This window comes from Aeromonas sp. s12, from assembly GCF_040907925.1.
Classification (GTDB): Bacteria; Pseudomonadota; Gammaproteobacteria; order Enterobacterales; family Aeromonadaceae; genus Aeromonas; species Aeromonas veronii.
The window spans coordinates 258,552-273,538 of the sequence record NZ_JBFOCT010000014.1; the positions used below are offsets into that span (position 1 = coordinate 258,552).

Annotated in this window: 16 protein-coding genes; 6 read left to right on the forward strand and 10 right to left on the reverse strand. The window is 59.7% G+C overall.

Annotated elements, in window-relative coordinates; genetic code table 11:
* Positions 1–25: 25 nt before the first annotated feature.
* A complete protein-coding gene (serA, locus tag AB5Y67_RS07900) occupies positions 26–1,258 on the forward strand; it encodes a phosphoglycerate dehydrogenase (protein WP_005337639.1) in 1,233 nt (410 codons plus the stop codon).
* Between the two features lie 81 nt (positions 1,259–1,339).
* Here the strand turns inward: serA and AB5Y67_RS07905 are convergent, their stop codons facing one another.
* On the reverse strand, positions 1,340–1,720 hold the full coding sequence (locus tag AB5Y67_RS07905; protein ID WP_005337641.1) for a diacylglycerol kinase: 381 nt from the start codon (positions 1,718–1,720) through the stop codon (positions 1,340–1,342).
* 144 nt (positions 1,721–1,864) lie between these two features.
* On the opposite strand from AB5Y67_RS07905, the gene AB5Y67_RS07910 reads away from it, so the two are divergent.
* Positions 1,865–2,929 (forward strand): 3-deoxy-7-phosphoheptulonate synthase, encoded by a 1,065-nt coding sequence (locus AB5Y67_RS07910; protein ID WP_199427219.1) that lies wholly within the window; start codon positions 1,865–1,867, stop codon positions 2,927–2,929.
* A gap of 6 nt (positions 2,930–2,935) precedes the next feature.
* Positions 2,936–3,394, forward strand: coding sequence for an aminoglycoside 6'-N-acetyltransferase (aac(6'), locus tag AB5Y67_RS07915; protein WP_199427220.1), 459 nt, complete (start codon positions 2,936–2,938; stop codon positions 3,392–3,394).
* A 21-nt stretch (positions 3,395–3,415) separates the two neighbouring features.
* Here aac(6') and AB5Y67_RS07920 read toward each other — a convergent pair whose 3' ends face one another.
* From AB5Y67_RS07920 to AB5Y67_RS07930, 3 genes are all read right to left on the reverse strand, one after another.
* Complete coding sequence (locus tag AB5Y67_RS07920) at positions 3,416–4,213, reverse strand: ATP-binding cassette domain-containing protein (RefSeq protein ID WP_199427290.1); 798 nt, start codon at positions 4,211–4,213, stop codon at positions 3,416–3,418.
* A gap of 65 nt (positions 4,214–4,278) precedes the next feature.
* Positions 4,279–5,286, reverse strand: coding sequence for a vitamin B12 ABC transporter permease BtuC (gene btuC, locus AB5Y67_RS07925; protein ID WP_199427221.1), 1,008 nt, complete (start codon positions 5,284–5,286; stop codon positions 4,279–4,281).
* A gap of 97 nt (positions 5,287–5,383) precedes the next feature.
* Complete coding sequence (locus AB5Y67_RS07930) at positions 5,384–6,115, reverse strand: ABC transporter substrate-binding protein (protein WP_013723600.1); 732 nt, start codon at positions 6,113–6,115, stop codon at positions 5,384–5,386.
* Between the two features lie 112 nt (positions 6,116–6,227).
* Between AB5Y67_RS07930 and AB5Y67_RS07935 the strand changes: the two genes are divergently transcribed.
* Positions 6,228–6,584 carry a DMT family protein gene (locus AB5Y67_RS07935; RefSeq protein ID WP_005337656.1) on the forward strand — a complete coding sequence of 119 codons (357 nt, stop codon included), beginning with the start codon at positions 6,228–6,230 and terminating at the stop codon, positions 6,582–6,584.
* Positions 6,585–6,642: 58 nt separating this feature from the next.
* Positions 6,643–7,782: a type IVa pilus ATPase TapW gene (gene tapW / locus AB5Y67_RS07940; protein ID WP_199427223.1), complete on the forward strand. Its 1,140-nt coding sequence runs from the start codon at positions 6,643–6,645 to the stop codon at positions 7,780–7,782.
* 94 nt (positions 7,783–7,876) lie between these two features.
* On the opposite strand, the gene AB5Y67_RS07945 is transcribed toward tapW, so the two are convergent.
* Positions 7,877–8,326: an isoprenylcysteine carboxylmethyltransferase family protein gene (locus tag AB5Y67_RS07945; protein WP_041202257.1), complete on the reverse strand. Its 450-nt coding sequence runs from the start codon at positions 8,324–8,326 to the stop codon at positions 7,877–7,879.
* 173 nt (positions 8,327–8,499) lie between these two features.
* On the opposite strand from AB5Y67_RS07945, the gene alr reads away from it, so the two are divergent.
* Complete coding sequence (alr, locus tag AB5Y67_RS07950) at positions 8,500–9,726, forward strand: alanine racemase (protein WP_103422279.1); 1,227 nt, start codon at positions 8,500–8,502, stop codon at positions 9,724–9,726.
* A gap of 64 nt (positions 9,727–9,790) precedes the next feature.
* On the opposite strand, the gene AB5Y67_RS07955 is transcribed toward alr, so the two are convergent.
* The 5 genes from AB5Y67_RS07955 to oppB form a co-directional block, all read right to left on the reverse strand.
* Entirely contained in the window at positions 9,791–10,735 is a 945-nt protein-coding gene (locus AB5Y67_RS07955; protein WP_005337664.1) for a TerC family protein, read from the reverse strand.
* A 302-nt stretch (positions 10,736–11,037) separates the two neighbouring features.
* Positions 11,038–12,033, reverse strand: a complete 996-nt coding sequence (oppF, locus tag AB5Y67_RS07960) for a murein tripeptide/oligopeptide ABC transporter ATP binding protein OppF (RefSeq protein WP_005337666.1) — start codon at positions 12,031–12,033, stop codon at positions 11,038–11,040.
* Positions 12,034–13,014 carry an ABC transporter ATP-binding protein gene (locus AB5Y67_RS07965; protein WP_005337668.1) on the reverse strand — a complete coding sequence of 327 codons (981 nt, stop codon included), beginning with the start codon at positions 13,012–13,014 and terminating at the stop codon, positions 12,034–12,036. It abuts the gene before it with no gap.
* Positions 13,015–13,068: 54 nt separating this feature from the next.
* On the reverse strand, positions 13,069–13,980 hold the full coding sequence (gene oppC / locus AB5Y67_RS07970) for an oligopeptide ABC transporter permease OppC (protein ID WP_005337670.1): 912 nt from the start codon (positions 13,978–13,980) through the stop codon (positions 13,069–13,071).
* Positions 13,981–13,994: 14 nt separating this feature from the next.
* Positions 13,995–14,915 (reverse strand): oligopeptide ABC transporter permease OppB, encoded by a 921-nt coding sequence (gene oppB / locus AB5Y67_RS07975; RefSeq protein WP_005337672.1) that lies wholly within the window; start codon positions 14,913–14,915, stop codon positions 13,995–13,997.
* Positions 14,916–14,987 lie beyond the last annotated feature (72 nt).

Below are 14,987 nucleotides of genomic sequence, written 5' to 3' on the forward strand. Positions count from 1 at the left end.
CGTTTGCACATACAGAGGGATCGTCATGACTGCCAAGTTTTCGTTGGACAAGGATAAAATCAAGGTTCTGCTGCTGGAGGGGGTTCACCCCAACACCGTAGAGACCTTTCGTGCCGCAGGTTACACCAGTGTGGAGTATCTCAAGACCTCGCTCTCCGAAGAGGAGCTGATCGAGCAGATCCGCGACGTCCATTTCATCGGGCTGCGCTCCCGCACCCAGATCACCGAGAAAGTCCTCGACGCCGCCAACAAGCTGGTCGCCATCGGCTGCTTCTGCATCGGTACCAACCAGGTCGAGCTGGAAGCGGCCCAGATCCGCGGTATTCCGGTCTTCAACGCCCCCTTCTCCAACACCCGTTCGGTCGCCGAGCTGGTTCTGGGCGAGATCCTGCTGCTGCTGCGCGGCATCCCCGAGAAGAACGCCAAGTGCCATCGCGGCGTGTGGGAAAAACTGGCCAACCGCTCGGTGGAAGCGCGCGGCAAGAAGCTCGGCATCATCGGCTACGGCCACATCGGTACCCAGCTTGGCATCATCGCCGAAAGCATCGGCATGAAGGTTTATTACTACGATATCGAGAACAAGCTCTCGCTGGGCAACGCCATTCAGGTGCCGAGCATGGTCGAGCTGCTCAATATGTCTGACGTCATCAGCCTGCACGTGCCGGAGACCGCCTCCACCAAGAACATGATCGGTGCCGAGCAGCTGCGGATGATGAAACCGGGCGCCATCTTCATCAACGCCGCCCGCGGTACCGTGGTGGATATCGATGCGCTGGCTGACGTCATCAAGAGCGGCCATATTGCCGGCGCCGCCATCGACGTCTTCCCGGTCGAGCCCAAGTCCAATGACGAGGAGTTCCAAAGCCCGCTGCGTGGGCTGGAGAACGTCATCCTGACCCCGCACATCGGTGGCACCACCCATGAGGCGCAGGAGAACATCGGTCTGGAAGTAGCCAACAAGCTGGTCAAATACTCCGACAACGGCTCCACCCTCTCCGCCGTCAACTTCCCGGAAGTGTCGCTGCCGGGCCACAAGGGCTCCAGCCGCCTGCTGCACATTCACCGCAACCAGCCGGGCGTGATGAACCAGATCAACCAGATCTTCGCCGAAGAGGGGATCAACATCGCCGGTCAATACCTGCAGACCAGCAGCCATATCGGCTACGTGGTGATCGACGTGGAGACAGAGCACAGCGAGAAGGCGCTCGCCAAGCTCAAGGAGATCAACGGCACCATCCGCGCCCGCATCCTCCACTGATAGCCCCTTATCTGCGCAGCAAAAAGCCCGTCGTGATGACGGGCTTTTTTATGAAGCAGAACCTCAAAGCAGCTTGATGGCTTACCACCACCCCAACAGGTTGCGGCCTACCAGCGCGCCCCACACCAGGGCATTGAGGGCCAACGCGATAAAGACGGCGGCAGAGCCCAGATCCTTGGCGCGACCGGAGAGCTCATGATGCTCGGAGCCAACCCTGTCTACCACAGCTTCAATGGCGGAGTTGAGGATCTCGACGATCACCACCAGCCAGCTGATGACGATAAGCAGCAGGATCTGGTTGAGAGAATCCCCCAGCCAGAAGGCAAGTGGCATCAGCAACAGGATCAGCATCAGCTCCTGCCGAAAAGCCGCCTCGTTAATCCAGGCTGACTTGAGCCCCTTCATGCTGTAACCGGTTGCGTTGATGATGCGGGTGACCCCGGTTGCCCCTGGCTTTGCCACGCTATCTACCTCATTTGGAATCGATTTTGGCCTCACATCCTATCAGAGCCCCCCAAGGTTTCAATCAGGGGACTTTTGCTTTATTTTATCTCTTTGCTTTTTCGCCCCTTGCGGCTGACACCACCCACTCGAGACTTGAGTTGTATGTCCATTCACACAGATGAATTGCGCACCCGTCGCTTGGAGTCACTGATCACTCCGAGCGAGCTTGCACACGCGTTTCCGATCACCGATACCATTGCCCAGAATCTGCTGGATGCCCGTCGCGAAGTGGAAGCCATTCTGGCCGGAGACGATCAGCGCCTGCTGGTCATTGTCGGCCCCTGCTCTATCCATGATCCCGCTGCTGCTCGCGAGTATGCCCTGCGCCTCAACGCCCTGCGCGAGCAGTATAAAGAGAGTCTCTGCATCGTGATGCGCACCTACTTCGAGAAGCCGCGCACCATCGTCGGCTGGAAAGGGCTGATCAATGACCCGCGCCTTGATGGCAGTTTCGATGTAAACGAAGGGCTGAAACTGGCGCGCAAACTGCTGGTCGACATCAACGAGATCGGCATGCCCACCGCCACCGAATTCCTCGATATGGTGACCGGCCAGTATATTGCCGACCTCATCACCTGGGGCGCTATCGGCGCTCGCACCACCGAATCCCAGGTACACCGCGAGATGGCTTCGGCCCTCTCCTGCCCGGTCGGCTTCAAGAACGGCACCGACGGCAATACCCGCATCGCCATCGATGCGGTGCGCGCCGCCCGTCACAGCCACATCTTCTATTCGCCGGACAAAGACGGCAAGATGACCATCTACCGCACCGCCGGTAACCCCTTTGGTCATGTGATCCTGCGTGGCGGCCACCGCCCCAACTACGACACCGCCAGTGTCGATGAAGCCTGTGAAGCGCTTGCCGATGTGGGCCTGCCGGAGCGTCTGGTGGTCGATTTCAGCCACGGCAACAGCATGAAGGATCACCGCCGTCAGCTGCTGGTGGCGCAAGATATCTGCGATCAGCTGCGCCGCGGCCGTACCGGCATCGCCGGCATCATGGCAGAAAGCTTCCTGGTGGAAGGGCGTCAGGATGTGGAGAACGGCTGCGCCGCCACCTTCGGCCAGAGCATCACAGATGCCTGTCTGTCATGGAACGACACCGAAACCCTGCTGGCGATGCTGGCAGAGGCTGCACTGGTACGCCTTGCCAAGCGGCAAGCCTGAGCCCCGATGACGAGTATCGGCTGGCAGATAGTCCCCCTCGACGAGACGCTGCTGGCGCAGTGGGCAACCCTGCGCCAGCAGCTGTGGCCGCACCACGCACTTTCGGCCCACCTGCAGGAAGGGGTTGAGATGTTGGCCAATGCACATCTCAACGCCTTTCTGGCGCTGGATGAGCAGAGTCAGGCGGTAGGCTTTGCCGATGCAGCCCTGCGCCACGATTACGTGAATGGCTGCAACAGCAGCCCTGTGATGTATCTGGAAGGGGTCTATGTGCAACCGGCCTCGCGCCAGCGTGGGGTGGCCCAAGCCTTGATCGCTCAGGTGGCGCAGTGGGGCCGCGAGCTGGGTTGCCGGGAACTGGCCTCCGATGCCGCCATCGACAATCTTGACTCGCAGCAGATGCACCAACAACTCGGCTTTGCCGAAACGGAGCGAGTCGTATTCTTCAAAAAGGCCCTCGGCTGACGCCAGGGCCTTGCTTGTTTCTCACAAACTGGGCATAAACCAGACTCGGCCGCCCGCCTCGATGCGCTCGGTCTTTATCTGGAACACCTGCGCCAGCAGCGCCTCATCCACCAGCTCGACACCCCCTTCGCGCACCACCGCGCCCCCTTGCAGGCAGAGAATGCTGTCGGCCCAGTCGATGGCCAGATTGATATCGTGGATGGCGAGCACCACCAGCAAGCCCTGCCCGGCCAAGGTTTTCAGCAAGCGCAATAGCGCCAGCTGGTGATGCAGGTCGAGCCCCGCCAGCGGCTCGTCCAGCAGCAGCACCTTGCCGGTCGGATTGAGGCTCGGCCACACCTGCAGCAGGGTGCGGGCAATCAGCACCCGCTGCTGCTCGCCCCCCGACAACCGGCTGAAGTCACGAGCCAGCAAGGCTTCCAGCTCCAATGCCTCGCACAATGCATTTATCGCCTCGTTCTGTCTGGCAGGTGCAACCATCTCATCGAGCCCCAGGCTCAACACCTGAAACACCGGAATATGAAACAGCTGGGGCTGACGCTGGGGCAGCATGGCGCGCCGTTTGGCAAGCTCAGGCCAACTCATGTCAGTAAGCACTTCCCCCCCCAGCAGCACTGTGCCATCGGCGGGTAAAATCCCCGCCAGCGCCCCGAGCAGGGTCGACTTGCCACTGCCATTGGGGCCAAGCAGCGCCACCAACTGGCCGCCATGCCAGCGGATATCTAGGGGAGAGAGCCGTCCGGCAATGGCGAGTGCGCGCGCCTCCAGCAGCGACGCAGCAGCACGAGAAGAAACCGGCATGGGATCAGCGGGTGACATCGGCATCTTGCCTCAACAACGGGTAAATAAGGAGACTGCGCGCCCCGACCAAATCATGCAGATATTCATGCAGCACCATCGGCAGTTTGCCTCAATAGCAGGTAGATAAAGAGCGGCGCCCCCACCGAGGCGGTGATGACGCCGATAGGCAACTCCCCCGCGCTCAGGGTGGATCGAGCAACCAGATCGGCCGCCAGCAGCAGGGCCCCGCCGCCAAGCGCCGAGGCAGGCAGCAGAAAACGCTGATCGCTGCCACCACAGAGCCGCAGCAGATGGGGCACCACCAACCCGACAAAACCGATGACACCACACAACGACACCGCCACACCGGTCAGCAGACAGACCGCCAGCACCAGCCGCACCCGCATCTTGTCGACATCCATCCCCATCAGGCGGGCCTGGGTCTCCCCCAACAACAACTGTTGCAGCGCCTTGCCCTGCCAGCAGAGCCAGCCCAGGGTGAGCGGCAGCACCAGCCACCACCAGCCGAACTGCTGGCTGCCGTAAGAGAGGCTGCCCATCATCCAGAACATGAATTCACGCAAGGAGCCATCATCGGCAAAGTACATCAACCAGGTCATGACGGCATTGGTGAGGATGCCGATGGCCACCCCAAACAACAGCAAGCGGGCATGACCGAGACGCGCCCGGCGAGCCAGCCGAATGAGCAGCATGGTTACCAGCAGGGCGCCACCAAAGGCCGCCAGCGACAACCCCCAGCCGGGCAGATAGAGGCCGAGGGACTTGGCCACCGCCATCGCCACCATGGCAGCCAGTCCTGCTCCGCTCGAGACACCAAGCAGCCCGGGTTCGGCCACCGGGTTGTGCAGCATCACCTGCAACACGGCGCCGCCACAGGCAAGCGCTGCGCCAGCCAAGAGGGCCAGCAAGGCGCGGGGCAGACGCAACTCCAGCAGGATGCGCTGTTCGAGATCGCCAAGGGGCTGCCAAGGCAGCAGCACAAACTCGCCCCAGACGAGGGAGAAGAGAAACAGCAGCAAGGTCAGCAGCGTCAGGCCACAGAGCCAGCGCCGCTGCCAGCGCTGCTGGCGGGCGATAAGGGAGAGGTACAAGGATGATCCCCGAATAACAAGGCTTCTCCCCGGCCCTGTCGCAGCGCCGGGGGAGAAGCAGGAAAAGGGCATGATAACAGTGGCTTGCCACCCAAGGTCAAGGCTGGTAACGCTTGGCCATCACGCTTATCTCGCCGCTGGCCACCAGATTTTGCAGCGCCACCAGCAAGGGCTGGCGCAGCGACTGGTGAGGTGAGTGCTTGCTCATCCCCAGATAGAGGGTCACCGGCGTGGCGGGGCGGTAGTCCGCCTTGCCTATCCGGCTGGCATTTCCCTGACTCAGGGCATAGTCCACCTGACAGTCGGTGCCAATCATCAGCGGCAGGTGACCGCGCTGCACCATGCGCAGCAGCTGATCTTCGGTGGGTACTCCGTGCTTGTCGAGGCGGCTGTCACTGTTGAAGGGCTCAAAGTAGGCGGAGTTGAGCACATAGCCCACCTTCACCCCCTGCAGATCGCGGTATTGGTGGATCCGGGCCACATTGACCGGCTGACCATAAAACGCGGGCCAGCACTGATAGTAGGCAGGCTGCAGATAGTCGATGAACTGCGCCCGCTCGGCGGTATAGGCGAGGCCAATCATCAGATCGACCTGGCCGGTCTGCATCTGCTTGAGCGCCCTGCCCCACGGCATCCGCCGTACCTGCAACTCAATGCCGCTCGCCTGTTGCAACCGGCGCAGGATGTCCATGTCGAGCCCCTGCAACCGGCCATCCGCTTGCAGGATGCGAAATGGCGGCCACAGATCGGTGGCCACCGTCAGCGTCGGGGTCGCTCGCACCGGCATGGCAAATAACAGTAACAACACAATCCCGCATAACTTGCCCATCCCGTCGCATACCTCGCACGGCTTATCCTGTTGGTTAAAAATACCCTCCCGCACCACGTATGAAAACCCGTGGTTCAGGGATAAAATGCGCCGGATTTTCAAGGAGAACCCTATGAACCCGATTTTCACCAGTATCGGTCTGCTGCTCTGCAGCAACGTCTTTATGACCTTCGCCTGGTACGCTCACCTCAAGAGCATGAACCATAAACCCTGGATCATTGCCGCCCTGGTGAGCTGGGGTATCGCCCTGTTCGAATACCTGCTGCAAGTGCCCGCCAACCGCATCGGCCATACGGTGATGAGCGTGGGCCAACTTAAAATCCTGCAAGAAGTGATCACACTCACCGTATTCGTCCCCTTCTCTATCTTCTATCTCAAGGAAGATCTGAAATGGGACTATCTCTGGGCAGGGCTCTGCATTCTCGGTGCGGTCTTTTTTGTCTTTCGCGAGAAACTGACCGGCGCCTGAGGCTGTACACTCAATATCATCCCGCTCATGGCATCTCATTGATCGACGAGGCAAAAAAATGGAATTGCGAGACATGTTACAGATCCTGGCCAAGCAGGATGGCTCAGACCTCTATCTGTCGACCGGCGCGCCCCCCTGCGCCAAATTTAACGGCGGCCTGCGCCCCCTCAACGAAACGCCGCTGGAACCGGGTGAAGTGGCGCGGATCGCCGCCGAGATCATGGATAGCGAGCAGAAGCAGCAGTTCGAGAAGGATCTGGAAATGAACCTCGCCATCTCCCTGCCCCAGATCGGCCGCTTTCGGGTCAACATCTTCAAGCAGCGCAACGAAGTCTCTCTGGTGGCCCGCAACATCAAGACCGACATCCCCCGCTTTGAAGATCTCAAACTCCCGCCAGTGTTGCTCGACACCATCATGGAGAAACGTGGCCTGGTGCTGTTTGTCGGCGGTACCGGCTCGGGCAAATCCACTTCGCTGGCGGCGCTTATCGACCATCGTAACCGCAACAGCGGCGGCCACATCATCACCATCGAAGATCCGGTGGAGTTCGTTCATCGCCACCGCAAAAGCATCATCAACCAGCGGGAGGTTGGCGTGGATACCCGCAGCTTCCACGCCGCCCTGAAAAACACCCTGCGTCAGGCGCCGGACGTCATTCTTATCGGCGAAATTCGCGATCGCGAGACCATGGAGCATGCGCTGGCCTTCTCCGAAACCGGCCACCTTGCCATCTCCACCCTGCACGCCAACAACGCCAACCAGGCGCTGGATCGCATCATCAACTTCTTCCCCGAGGAGCGCCGCCCCCAGCTGCTCAACGATCTGGGCAACAACCTCAAGGCTTTTGTCTCCCAGCGGCTGGTGAAAACCACCGATGGCGGTCGCCGGGCCGCAGTGGAGATCATGCTCGGCACCCACACCATCCGCGACATGATCAAGCGCGGCGAATTTGGTGGTCTCAAAGAGGTGATGGAGAAATCCAAAGCCCTCGGCATGGTCACCTTCGACAGTGCCCTGTTTGACCTGGTAGTGGAAGGGGTAATTGAGGAAGAAGAGGCGGTGAAAAACGCCGACTCGGCCAACAACCTGCGCCTCAAGATCAAGCTGTGGAAGGAGAAGGGACAGATTGCCAGCAGCAGCGATGCCACCGGCTGGAGCCTCGAACCCACCAAGGACGAGAAGGGCGATTTTTTCTAACCTGTCCCCTCGAGAACCCCGGGCCCGCCCGGGGTTCTCTTTATCCAGCACGGCTGACCCGACTTATCCCTCAGCTCACGCAGCTCACAGCCAGTCAGCACCAACGGCGAACGCGCTGGCAATACGCCACATACTCGTCGCCGAAACGAGCATGCAACAGCCGCTCCTCCGGCATGATCTGAAAGCGAGTCAGCCAGGCAACCAGCACGATTGGCCCAACCCAGACCCAACTTCCACCGAGATAACAGCCCCAGGCGGCCAGCCAGCAGAGCAGCCCCAGATACATGGGATTGCGACTGACACGATAGACGCCACAGGTCACCAGACGACTGGTGTGCTGAGGTTTGGTGGGGCTGACCGTGGTCTGGTGGTGACGAAATCGTTGCAGGGCACCAAAGCCCATGATGGCCCCCGCCACGACCAGCACAGCCATCAGCGTCATTGCCCAGATGCCGGGCTGGCTCTCCCCTCTTAGCCACCACATGGCCCCGGCACAGAGCAGGAAGATCAGCGGTGGTGGCAAACGTAACTCAAGATTGACCATTTTCTTCCCCTGACGAGTGTCGGCCGAACCCGTGTTGCGGTAGACTCCCAACCAGTCAGCGCCTGTTGAGAGTGACAAAGATCATAATAATAACAACAAGTTGTGGTTAAACCACCACCAATGTGGCCGACCCCGTCCAAACTATCCAACGCGAACAACAAAAAGGAATCACCATGCACAAGAAAACTCTGCTGGCTACCCTGATCTTCGGCCTGCTCGCGGGCCAAGCCGTTGCGGCTCCCTATCTGCCCCTTGCGACGGATCATCGCAACGGCCAGGAGCAAACCGCCAGCAACGCCTGGTTGGAAGTGGATCTGGGCGCCTTTGAACACAATATCCAGACCCTCAAGGATCGCCTCGGCGACAAGGGCCCGCAGATCTGCGCCATCATGAAGGCCGACGCTTATGGTCATGGCATCGACCTGCTGGTTCCCTCCGTGGTCAAGGCCAATATCCCCTGCATCGGCATCGCCAGCAACGAAGAGGCGCGCGTCGCCCGCGAGAAGGGCTTTACCGGCCGTCTGATGCGGGTGCGTGCTGCCACCCCGGATGAAGTAGAGCAGGCCCTGCCCTACAAGATGGAGGAGCTGATCGGCAGTCTGGTGAGTGCCCAAGGCATCGCCGATATCGCCCAGCGCCACCACACCACCATTCCGGTGCATATTGCACTCAACTCCGCCGGCATGAGCCGCAACGGCATCGACCTGCGTCTGGCCGATGCCAAGCAGGATGCGCTGGCCATGCTCAAGCTCAAGGGGATCACCCCGGTCGGCATCATGACCCACTTCCCGGTGGAGGAGAAAGAGGACGTCAAGATGGGGCTGGCCCAGTTCAAACTGGACTCCCAGTGGCTGCTGGAAGCGGGCAAGCTGGATCGCAGCAAGATCACCATCCACGCCGCCAACTCCTTCGCCACCCTGGCCGTGCCGGACGCCTACTTCGACATGGTACGCCCGGGCGGCCTACTCTACGGCGACTCCATCCCCTCCCACACCGAGTACAAGCGGGTGATGGCATTCAAGACCCAGGTCGCCTCGGTCAACCACTATGCAGCGGGCAACACCGTCGGTTATGACCGCACCTTTACCCTCAAGCGTGACTCCTGGCTCGCCAACCTGCCGCTGGGCTACTCCGATGGCTATCGCCGCGCCCTCAGCAACAAAGCCTATGTGCTGATCCAGGGTCAGAAGGTGCCGGTGGTCGGCAAGACCTCCATGAACACCATCATGGTGGATGTGACTGATCTGAAAGGGGTGAAACCCGGTGACGAGGTGGTGCTGTTTGGCCGTCAGGGTGACGCCGAAGTGAAACAGGCGGATCTCGAGGAGTACAACGGCGCCCTGCTGGCGGACATGTACACCATCTGGGGCTACACCAACCCCAAAAAGATCAAACGCTGATCACGCGATATGAAAAAGGGCTCCCGCGGGAGCCCTTGTTGTTTGGTATTAAATAATGTTGCGTTTAAGCGGCCTTTTTACGGGTCACAAACAGACTCAGCCCCATGGATGCCAGCAGGATCAATGCAACTACGCCCAGTGCTATGCCGGTCGGGATCTTGAAGATATCCAGCAGCAGCATCTTGACCCCGATAAACATCAGGATCAGCGCCAGACCGTATTTGAGCAGGGCGAAGCGATCAGCCACGCCGGCCAGCAGGAAGTACATGGCGCGCAGACCCATGATGGCGAAGATGTTGGAGGTCAGCACGATGAAGGGATCCGTGGTCACCGCGAAGATGGCCGGGATACTGTCCACCGCGAAGATGAGATCGCTCACCTCCACCAGCACCAGGATCAGCAGCAGCGGAGTGGCATAGCGCACACCGTCACGCCAGACGAAGAACTTCTCCCCTTCCAGGGTCTCGGTCACCTTGAAACGACGGCGCATCCAACCCAGCAACGGGTTGTTGGCGAGATCAGGCTCCTTGTCGGCCGCCCACAGCATCTTGGCGCCGGTCAGCAGCAGGAAAGCGCCAAACAGATAGAGGATCCAGTGGAACTGCTCGATGAGCCAGCTGCCGGCGAACACCATACCGGCACGCATCACGATGGCACCCAGTACCCCGTAGAGCAGCACCCGGCGCTGCAGCTCGGCCGGAATGGCAAAGTAACCGAACAGCATCAGCCAGACGAAGACGTTGTCCACTGCCAGCGCTTTCTCGATGAGGTAGCCGGTGAGGAACTCCAGTCCCTTCTGGTTGGCAATCTCACGGCCCGCGCTGTGATCCAGCCAGAGCCAGATAGCCAGGTTGAAGAGCAGGGCCACGCTGACCCAGATAAGAGACCAGACACCCGCCTCTTTGAGAGATACCTTGTGTGACTTGCCGCCACCAACAAAGCGTATGTCTATCCATAACAGGACCAGCACTATGCTGAAGAAACCGGTCCACATCCACCATTCACCCATGTTCACTTCTCCCAAAAACGACAAAACCCACGACCGAGAGGCGTGGGTTTGCGTTTGGAGCAGATACACCTTGCCTCTCGGCAAGGTCTCACTTACAGCTGATTTGCATCGACTGCCCGGCTGCCGGGTGCACTGCAGGATATGGGTGCACCGTAATGACGACAAACCGGCGAGAAGTTACTCCCCTTGTTGCGCGGATAGTAGCAGCGGTAAAAGATAACGCCAAGAGGCATCTTCACTGCCGTCAAAAATAAATCGGGGCCCCATCAAGGAGCCCCGCAAACAGGTTCAACTCATCCCCATCAGAGCGGATCGACCTTGAGGCAGGAGACAGCGTGATCGAAGTTCCCCTCCAGCACAGGGCGGGTCTTAGCGCACTCGGGGCCAGCCACCGGGCAGCGGGTGCGGAACACGCAACCGGACGGCGGGTTCATCGGTGAGGGCAAGTCCCCCTCCAGGATCTGGATCACCTTGTTGCGCTCCAGCTCAGGGTCCGGGATCGGCACCGCTGACATCAGCGCCTTGGTGTAGGGATGCAGCGGATTGGCAAAGATCTCCTTGCGGGTCCCCAGCTCGACGGCGTTGCCCAGATACATCACCAGCACCCGATCGGAGATATGCTTGACCACAGACAGGTCGTGGGCGATGAAGATGAGCGACAGCCCCATCTCCTTTTGCAGGGATTTGAGCAGGTTGACCACCTGCGCCTGAATGGAGACGTCAAGCGCCGACACCGGCTCGTCGCAGATGATCATCTTGGGCTCGAGGATCAGCGCCCGGGCAATCCCGATCCGCTGGCACTGGCCGCCGGAGAACTCGTGCGGATAGCGGTTGACCAGGTTGGGCAAGAGCCCCACCTTGCTCATCATGGCGCGCACCTTCTCCTTCACCTCTTCCCGTGGCAGGTTGGGATAGAAGGTGATGAGCGGCTCGGCGATGATGTCGCCGATGGTCATGCGCGGGTTCAGAGAAGCCAGCGGGTCCTGGAAGATCATCTGGATCTCTTTGCGCTTCTCGCGCAGGGCATTCTGATCGAGCTTGGTAAGATCGTCACCCAGCCACACCACCTTGCCATCGGTGGCCGGTACCAGACCGATGATGGCGCGGGCAAAGGTCGATTTGCCGCAGCCGGACTCCCCCACCACACCAAGGGTTTCCCCCTCATAGAGACGCAAGGTCACCCCATCGACCGCCTTGAGATCGGACGGTTTGGCCCAGGGCCACGCCTTGCCACTCTTGATACTGAAGTGGACCTTGAGGTCAGACACTTCCAACAGCAATTTTTTGTCGGCACCCATTTAGTTGGCCCCCTTGTTCATGGCATCCGAAACCCAGTGGCAAGCCCGCTCCCGGCCGTCGTTGAACGGGGTCAGGATCGGTGACTGCTGGCCGCAAATCTCGCTGACCCGGTGGCAACGCTCCTGGAAGGGGCAACCGGTCGGCAGACGCAGCAGGTTGGGCGGATTGCCCGGGATGGTGGGCAACACTTCCCCTTCGGTATCGAGACGGGGAATGGCGCGCAGCAGGCCTTCGGTGTAGGGGTGGCTCGGGCGATAGAAGATATCGTCTACCTTGCCGTACTCCATGGTACGACCGGCATACATCACCAGCACCTTGTTGCAGATACCGGCGACCACGCCAAGGTCATGGGTGATCATGATGATGGCGGTGTTGAACTCGCGCTTGAGCTCATTCATCAGGGTCATGATCTGGGCCTGCACGGTCACGTCGAGCGCGGTGGTCGGCTCATCGGCGATCAGCAGTTGCGGCCGGCAGAGCAGTGCCATGGCGATCATCACCCGCTGACGCATGCCGCCGGAGAACTCGTGGGGATACATCCCCATCCGCTTGCGTGCTTCGGGAATTTTGACCGCATCGAGCATCCGTACCGACTCTTCGAACGCTTCCGCCTTGCTCACCCCTTTGTGCAGCATCAGCACTTCCATCAGCTGATCCTGCACCTTCATGTAGGGGTTGAGAGAGGTCATGGGGTCCTGGAAGATCATGGCGATCTTCTCCGAGCGGATCTTGTTGAGCTTGGACTCCGGCAGGTTGAGGATCTCTTCGCCCTGAAACTTGGCGGAACCGGTAATAATGCCGTTTTTGGCCAGCAGCCCCATGATGGCAAAGGCCGTCTGGGATTTGCCGGAGCCGGACTCGCCGACGATCCCCAGGGTTTCACCCGCAGAGAGAGAAAAGTTGAGGTCGTTGACCGCCACCACATTGCCGTCCGGGGTCTTGAACTCGACCCGCAGATCTTTCACATCCAGTAACTTCATATAAAAACTCCTTATCGATCTTTCGTGATGCTTTCCTGTCGACCCGATGCTCGATTAACGATCTTTCGGATCGAGGGCGTCACGCAGACCATCCCCGAGGAAGTTGAAGCAAAACAGGGTCACCACCATAAAGCAGGCGGGGAACAACAGTTGCCAGATGGCCACTTCCATCGACTTGGAGCCTTCATCCAGCAGGGCACCCCAGCTGGTCATCGGTTCCTGAACCCCAAGGCCCAGGAAACTCAGGAAGGATTCAAACATGATCATCCCCGGCACCAGCAAGGTGGCGTAGACGGCCACGATACCGAGTACGTTCGGTACGATGTGACGGGTGATGATCTTCCACTTGGAGACGCCACAGACGTGGGCTGCCTCGATAAACTCCTTGCTCTTGAGGCTCAGGGTCTGGCCGCGCACGATACGCGCCATGTCGAGCCAGCTCACCGCCCCGATGGCGATAAAGATGAGTGCCAGATTGCGGCCAAAGAAGGTGACTAGCATGATGACAAAGAACATGAAGGGGAAGGCGTTGAGGATCTCCAGTACCCGCATCATCAGGCTGTCGACCCGCCCGCCGATAAAACCGGAGGCAGCGCCATACAAAGTACCGATGATGACCGCCACCATGGCGCCCATGATGCCGACCATCAGGGAGATGCGACCGCCCAGCAGGGTGCGCACGAACAGATCGCGCCCCAGACTGTCGGTTCCGAAGTAGTGACCCGCTTCCATATCGGGCGGCGACTGCATGGCGCCCCAGTCCGGATCGTCAAAGGTGTATTGGGACAGATGGGGGCCAAAGATGACCGCCAGACCGATGATGGTCAGAATGATCAGGCTGGTCAGGGCCGCCTTGTTGCGCAGGAAACGGCGACGGGCATCCTTCCACAGGGAGCGTCCCTCCACCACTTCCACTTTTTGCGCGAACGCCTCGACGGCATCGCGTTTTTCAGTTGAAACAACCATGATGAACTCCCAAATTAGTAACGGATCTTGGGATCGATAAAGGCGTAGAGAATATCGACCACAGCGTTAAAGGTGATGGTGAGGGCGCCGACCAGAATGGTCAGACCGAGCACCATGGAGTAATCACGGTTAAGGGCACCGTTGACGAACAGCTGACCGATCCCCGGCAGGCCGAAGATGGTCTCGATCACCACGGAACCTGTGATGATGCCGACAAAGGCCGGGCCCAGATAGGAGACCACTGGCAGCATGGCCGGACGCAGCGCGTGTTTCAGGATGATGTGGCGCAGCGGCAAGCCCTTGGCACGGGCGGTACGGATGAAGTTGGAGTTCATGGTCTCGATCATGCTGCCCCGCATGATCCGCGAGATGGCAGAGATGTAGTACATCATCATGCCGAACACCGGCAGCACCATAAACTGGATGCCACCACCCTGCCATCCACCGGCAGGGAACCAACCCAGATGAATACTGAAAAACAGCACCAGCAAGGGCGCCAGCACAAAGCCCGGGATCACCACCCCGGCCATGGCCGACGACATCAGTAGATAGTCGATGATGGTGTTCTGTTTCAGTGCCGCTATGGTGCCGAAGGTGACCCCCAGCAGCACGGCGAAGAAGAAGGCCGTGGTCCCGATCTTGGCGGAAACAGGCAGCGCCTGACTCACCAGATCATTGACGGTGAAATCTTTGTATTTGAAAGAGGGGCCCAAATCACCCTGCACCAGGTTGCCCAGGTAGGTGAGATATTGCATGCCAATGGGTTTGTCGAGCCCATATTTGGCCTCGATGTTGGCGATGACTTCGGGGGGCAGTGAACGCTCGCTGGTAAAGGGGTTACCCGGGGCGAAACGCATCATGAAGAAAGAGACGGTGATCAAGACCAGCAGAGTCGGGATCGCTTCCAATAGCCGTTTAAAAATGAATTTCAACATAGACATTTCCTGTCCTGTACTGCTTCCAAAGGGTCGCGGTTGTAATAAAGGCCCGCCGTCCGGCGGGCCCTG

Coding starts and splice junctions, on each gene's coding strand:
- serA (WP_005337639.1), top strand. CDS start 26: ATGACTGCCAAGTTTTCGTTGGACAAGGATAAAATCAAGGTTCTGCTG.
- AB5Y67_RS07910 (WP_199427219.1), top strand. CDS start 1,865: ATGTCCATTCACACAGATGAATTGCGCACCCGTCGCTTGGAGTCACTG.
- AB5Y67_RS07920 (WP_199427290.1), bottom strand. CDS start 4,213: ATGTCACCCGCTGATCCCATGCCGGTTTCTTCTCGTGCTGCTGCGTCG.
- AB5Y67_RS07930 (WP_013723600.1), bottom strand. CDS start 6,115: ATGGGCAAGTTATGCGGGATTGTGTTGTTACTGTTATTTGCCATGCCG.
- AB5Y67_RS07935 (WP_005337656.1), top strand. CDS start 6,228: ATGAACCCGATTTTCACCAGTATCGGTCTGCTGCTCTGCAGCAACGTC.
- tapW (WP_199427223.1), top strand. CDS start 6,643: ATGGAATTGCGAGACATGTTACAGATCCTGGCCAAGCAGGATGGCTCA.
- AB5Y67_RS07945 (WP_041202257.1), bottom strand. CDS start 8,326: ATGGTCAATCTTGAGTTACGTTTGCCACCACCGCTGATCTTCCTGCTC.
- alr (WP_103422279.1), top strand. CDS start 8,500: ATGCACAAGAAAACTCTGCTGGCTACCCTGATCTTCGGCCTGCTCGCG.
- AB5Y67_RS07955 (WP_005337664.1), bottom strand. CDS start 10,735: ATGGGTGAATGGTGGATGTGGACCGGTTTCTTCAGCATAGTGCTGGTC.
- oppF (WP_005337666.1), bottom strand. CDS start 12,033: ATGGGTGCCGACAAAAAATTGCTGTTGGAAGTGTCTGACCTCAAGGTC.
- AB5Y67_RS07965 (WP_005337668.1), bottom strand. CDS start 13,014: ATGAAGTTACTGGATGTGAAAGATCTGCGGGTCGAGTTCAAGACCCCG.
- oppC (WP_005337670.1), bottom strand. CDS start 13,980: ATGGTTGTTTCAACTGAAAAACGCGATGCCGTCGAGGCGTTCGCGCAA.
- oppB (WP_005337672.1), bottom strand. CDS start 14,915: ATGTTGAAATTCATTTTTAAACGGCTATTGGAAGCGATCCCGACTCTG.